This is a genomic window from Kitasatospora sp. NPDC058162 (genome assembly GCF_042884005.1).
Lineage (GTDB): Bacteria > Actinomycetota > Actinomycetes > Streptomycetales > Streptomycetaceae > Kitasatospora.
In genome coordinates this window covers 1-3,469 of the sequence record NZ_JBHVUS010000081.1, presented here as the reverse complement: position 1 = coordinate 3,469, position 3,469 = coordinate 1, and the positions used below count along the sequence as shown (strand labels likewise).

At 72.4% G+C, this 3,469-nt stretch carries 2 protein-coding genes; both read right to left on the bottom strand.

Annotated features, from left to right (window positions below; translation table 11 throughout):
- Window positions 1-645, bottom strand: a 645-nt coding sequence (locus ACFVXG_RS46080) for a beta-ketoacyl synthase N-terminal-like domain-containing protein (RefSeq protein WP_387936495.1), incomplete at its 3' end; no start/stop codon positions are given.
- Between the two features lie 59 nt (window positions 646-704).
- The coding region (locus tag ACFVXG_RS46075; protein WP_387936494.1) for an SDR family NAD(P)-dependent oxidoreductase at window positions 705-3,469 on the bottom strand (2,765 nt) is incomplete at its 5' end.

The following is a 3,469-nucleotide window of genomic DNA, read 5'->3' as shown; positions in this document are numbered from 1 at the left end:
GAGGTGCAGCGCGACCAGCGACGACGAACACGCCGTGTCCACCGTCAGCGCCGGCCCCTCAAGACCGAACGAATACGCCAGCCGACCCGACGCGATACTGGCCGTGCTGCCCGCGACGAGATATCCCTCGAGCTCGCCCGGCGCCTTGCGGACGCGCGTGCCGTAGTCCGAGTACATGACGCCGGCGAAGACGCCGGTGCGCGAGCCGCGCAGCGACGCCGGGTCCAGGCCCGCGCTCTCGAACGTCTCCCACGCCGTCTCCAGCAGCAGCCGCTGCTGGGGGTCGGTCGCCAGCGCCTCGCGCGGGCTCAGGCCGAAGAACTCCGGGTCGAACTCGGCGGCGCCGTAGAGGAACCCGCCCTGCCGGGTGTAGGAGGTGCCGCTGACCTCGGGGTCGGGGTTGTAGAGGTTCTCCACGTCCCAGCCGCGGTCGGACGGGAAGTCGCCCACCGCGTCCACTCCGCCCGCCACCAGGTCCCAGAGGTCCTGTGCGCTCGCCACTCCACCGGGGTAGCGGCACGCCATGCCCACCACGGCGATCGGCTCGTGTTCCTTGAATTCGATGTCCCGAAGACGCTTGCGGCTGTCTGCCAGTTCATTGGTCACGCGCCTCAGGTATTCGCGGACCTTGTCTTCGTTAGCCATGTGGTGCGGTGCCTTTCGGGGTGACTGACGGCGAATGCGGTGGCGTGGGCCCGGAGATCTCAGAGTTCGTTGTCGATGAAGGCGAAGATCTCCTCGTCCGACGCGGCGTCGGAGAGACCGCCGCCCGCACCCGAGGAAAGGGCGTCGATGCCCGTCATGGCGCTGATCCTCGTCAGCATTTCCTGGACCCGCCTCGACAGCCAGGCCCGGTCTTCCTCTTCGAACGAGGCGTTCTCGAACTCGGACATCACGCGGTCGAACTCGGCGGCGATCGTCTGGGCGTCGACCGGCTTCTCCTCCGGCGCCAGCTGGCCCGTGAGGTAGTTGGCGATGGCCTGCGGAGTGGGGTGGTCGAAGACCAGCCCGGCGGACAGCCGCAGCCCGGTCGCCGTGGTGAGGCGGTTGCGCAGTTCCACGGCGGTCAGGGAGTCCACGCCGAGGTCCTTGAAGGACCGGTCCGGCTGGACGGCCTGCGGCGTGGAGTAACCCAGGACCACGGCAACGCTCGCACGCACGACGTCGACGACCGTACGCTCACGGTCCTCCGGGCTCATCCCACCGACATTCTGCGCCCAGCTGACCGCGACTGCGCCATGGCCGGCCATGGCCGGCCGGTCGCCGGTGGTGGTGCGACGGCGGCGCGGGACCAGGGTGCGCAGGAGCACCGGAAGTGCCTCTTCAGGGCCGGTCCGCAGCGCGACCCGGTCCAGGGCCGCGGCAACCAGCAGCGGCTGGTCGCTCTCCAGCGCCTCGTCGAACAGCGCCAGACCACGCTCCACGGGAAGGGCCTTGATGCCGGAACGGGCCAGACGCGCGCGGTCCGCGTCATCCAACCGGCCGGTCATCGTGCCCGCCTGGTCCCACAGACCCCAGGCGAGCGAGTGCGCGGCCAGGCCCTGACCGCGCCGGTGGGCGGCGAGGGTGTCCAGGAAGGTGTTCGCCGAGGCGTAGTTGCTCTGCCCCGCGTTGCCGATCACGCCCGAGATGGACGAGAAGACGACGAACGCGGCCAGCGGCAGGTCCTTGGTCTGCTCGTGCAGGTTCCACGCCGCGTCCACCTTCGGACGCAGCACTCCGGAGAACCGGTCGGGGGTCTGCGACTCCACGAGCCCGTCGTCGAGCACGCCGGCGGAGTGCACCACTGCCGTCAGCGGGTGTTCGGCCGGGATGGCCTCCAGTACGGCGGCCAGCGCCGCCGGGTCGGCCGCGTCGCACGCGGCGAAGCGGACCTCGGCACCGAACTCGGAGAGTTCCAGCGCCAGTTCGGCGGCACCCGGAGCGGCCTCACCGCGCCGCGAGAGCAGCAGGAGGTGCCGCACTCCGCGCGCCTGCACCAGGTGGCGGGCCATCAGCACGCCCAGGGTGCCGGAGCCGCCGGTGATCATGACGGTGCCGTCCGGGTCGAACGTCGCGGCACTGCCGGAGCCGGGTGCGGCCCCTGCGGTGATCCGCGGCGCGAGCATCTGCCCACCACGCACGACGAGTTGCGGCTCCTCCGAGAAGAGCGCGGCAGCATCGGTGTCCGCGGCGGGATCGAGGTCGACCAGGACGAAGCGGCCGGGGTGCTCGCTCTGCGCGGTACGCACCAGGCCCCAGACCGCGCCGGCCGCCACGTCAACGGGCGTGTCGCCGGTCCCGGTGCCGACGGCGCCGCGGGTCACGACGGCCAGCTGCGAGCCGTCGAAGCGCTCGTCGGCCAGCCACGCCTGGATCACTTCCAGCACCTCGCCGGCGAGACGATGGGCCGCACCGGGCACGCTCTCGCCCGCGGAACCCCCCACCGGGAGGACGACACGGCTCGGCACCGGAACGCCCTTCACGGCGGCCAGGTCCACGGCGACCTGCGGTTCGACCGCATCCGCGGAGCGGGCGGCGTCCACGATGCCGAACGGGTCGAAGCCCACGAGGGCCCACGTGCCGCCCCGAGCCGGCACCTCACCGAGGGCGGCGGTGGGCGCCCAGTCCACCTGAAGCAGCTCACCGTCGGTCGGGGCGCCGACGGGCGCCAGCGACCCGTTGGCGAGCGGTCGAAGCTCCAGCGATCCGATCTCGACCACCGGGCGACCCTCGCCGTCGGTCGCCGTCATCCTGCTGTCGCCGTGCCAGTGCACCCGAAGCCTGTCGGCGCCGGTGGCGTGGACCGCCACATCGCTCCAGGAGAAGGGGAGCTGAAGGCCCTGCCCGGAGGTCGCGGCACGGTGGGCCAGCGGGTGCAGCGCGGCGTCGAGCAGGGCCGGGTGGATTCCGTACCTCGCGGCGTCCGCCTGCTGCGGCTCGGGCAGGACGACGTCGGCGTACCAGTCCTCGTCGAGGCGCCAGAGTCCCTGGATGCCCTGGAACGCAGGACCGTACCCGTAGCCGGTCTCGGCGAGCGCGGGGTAGAAGTCCGCCAGGTCGACGGCTTCGGCGCCGGCCGGCGGCCACACCGCCGGGTCGGAGACGGACGGCGTGACGGCGTCGGCGCCGAGCCATCCGGAGGCACTCCTGGTCCAGCCGTCCGGGTCCGCGGCGGCAGCCTCCTCCGACTGGCAGAAGACCCGCACCTGACGGCGCCCGGTCTCGTCCGCGGCGTCCACGGTGACCTGGATCCGCAGGCCCCCGGTCGCGGGCAGCAGCATCGGCGCCTCGAGGGTCAGCTCCGCCATGCTCTCGGCGTCGACCCGGGCCGCGGCCTCGGCCACCATTTCCACCAGTGCGGCGCCGGGGACGACGACGTGGTCCTCCACGGTGTGGTCGGTGAGCCAGGGGTGGGTGTGGCGGGACAGGCGTCCGCTGAACAGGACACCGCCGTCGGCCAGGCCCGTGATCGCTCCCAGCAGCGGGT